The sequence below is a fragment of the uncultured Campylobacter sp. genome, from assembly GCF_938018035.1.
GTDB lineage: Bacteria > Campylobacterota > Campylobacteria > Campylobacterales > Campylobacteraceae > Campylobacter_B.
This window is the reverse complement of the sequence record NZ_CALIJF010000166.1, coordinates 1-1,353: the sequence shown is the minus strand read 5'-3', so window position 1 is coordinate 1,353 and position 1,353 is coordinate 1. Positions and strand designations below refer to the sequence as shown.

Genomic DNA, 1,353 nt, shown 5'->3' with positions numbered 1-1,353 from the left:
GCGTGATCCCGCGCTTCGTGCAGGTCGCGCAAAACACCTACGTGCCGATCGGCACTATCGTAAAGCGCCATGCGGAGGAGATTTTCCCGGGCTACAAGCTCATCAGCTCCGCAGCCTTCCGCGTCACGCGAAACGCAGATATCGTGATCGAAGAGGAGGAAGCGGACGATTTTATGATGATCCTAGAAGCGGGGCTTAAACTGCGCCGCAAAGGGGCTTTCGTGCGGCTTCAGATCGAAAAGGACGCCGATGCCGAGCTTTTAGAATTTCTAAATTCTCATCTTAAAATTTTTTACAAAGATATATATGAATGCGCCGTGCCGCTTACGCTGGACGGGCTTTGGGAGATCGCTTCCAATAAGGATTTTTCCTTTCTAGCCCATCCTCAGTATCTGCCAAAGACGCTGCCCCCCTTTAACGAAAACACCTCCGTTATGAGCGCGATGGAGAAGGAGGATATCCTGCTAATCCATCCTTACGAGAGCTTCGATCCGGTGCAAAAACTCATCAAAGAAGCAGCTAAGGATCCGAAAGTCATCTCGATCCGTATGACGCTATATCGCGTGGAGAAAAACTCCCCGATCGTCCAGAGCCTGATCGAGGCCGCAAGCGACGGTAAGCAGGTAACGGTGATGGTCGAGCTTAAGGCGAGGTTTGATGAGGAAAACAACCTGCACTGGGCAAAGGCGCTCGAAGACGCCGGCGCGCACGTGATCTACGGCATCACGGGCTTTAAAGTCCACGCCAAGGTAACGCAGATCATCAAAAAAGAGGACGGCAAGCTAAAATTTTATATCCACTTAGGCACGGGCAACTACAACGGCTCGAGCGCTAAAATTTACACCGACGTGAGCTTTTTTACCTGCGGCGACCGCTTTGATAAGGACACGACGAATTTCTTCCACATCCTCTCGGGCTACAACAAAAACCGCAAGCTAGGCAACCTCTCTATGTCGCCGATGCAGATCAAAGAGCGGCTTTTAGCGATGATAAAAAACGAGGAGAAGAAAGGCTCTGCCGGCAGGATCATCGCTAAGATGAACGCTCTTGTCGACGGCGATATGATCAAGGCGCTGTATAAAGCAAGCGCCGCGGGCGTAAAGATCGATCTCATCGTGCGCGGCATCTGCTGCTTGCGCCCAGCGCTTAAGGGCGTTAGCGAAAATATCCGCGTGATCTCGATCGTCGGCAAATACCTGGAGCACGCTAGAATTTTTTACTTCGCGCACGCCCAGCCCAGCCTATACATAGCGAGTGCGGATTGGATGCCGCGAAATTTGGAGCGCAGGCTGGAGCTAATGAGCCCGATTTACAACGAAAATCTGCAAAACAAGCTCAAAGAAATTTTAAAGC

1 protein-coding gene is annotated in these 1,353 nt (G+C 51.4%); it reads left to right on the top strand.

Going from position 1 to position 1,353, the window contains the following annotated elements; genetic code table 11:
* The coding region (ppk1, locus tag Q0257_RS05200) for a polyphosphate kinase 1 (protein ID WP_298022422.1) at window positions 1–1,353 on the top strand (1,353 nt) is incomplete at both ends.